Genomic DNA, 407 nt, shown 5'->3' with positions numbered 1-407 from the left:
GCTACAGCGCTTGTGCTTGCTGATGTAGAGGCTACTGCACTTGTTGATGCTGAGGTAGACGCTACGGCACTTGTTGACGCTGAAGTAGACGCTACCGCACTTGTTGACGCTGAGGTAGACGCTACGGCGCTTGTACTTGCTGAGGTAGACGCTACGGCGCTTGTTGACGCTGAGGTAGATGCTACAGCGCTTGTGCTTGCTGATGTAGAGGCTACCGCACTTGTTGATGCTGATGTAGACGCTACGGCGCTTGTGCTTGCTGATGTAGACGCTACGGCACTTGTTGATGCTGAGGTAGAGGCTACCGCACTTGTTGATGCTGATGTAGAGGCTACAGCGCTTGTGCTTGCTGATGTAGATGCTACAGCGCTTGTGCTTGCTGATGTAGAGGCTACCGCACTTGTTGA

The 407-nt window shown here is 53.3% G+C and carries 1 pseudogene; it reads left to right on the top strand.

What is annotated here, in order from left to right:
- Window positions 1–12 precede the first annotated feature (12 nt).
- Window positions 13–407 (top strand): annotated as a pseudogene (locus KV696_RS09670) (adhesive domain-containing protein); the annotation flags it as partial.

Source organism: Streptococcus humanilactis (assembly GCF_019448275.1).
Taxonomy (GTDB): domain Bacteria; phylum Bacillota; class Bacilli; order Lactobacillales; family Streptococcaceae; genus Streptococcus; species Streptococcus humanilactis.
Note: the sequence above shows the minus strand (reverse complement) of the source record. Positions and strands in the feature narration are given on the sequence as shown.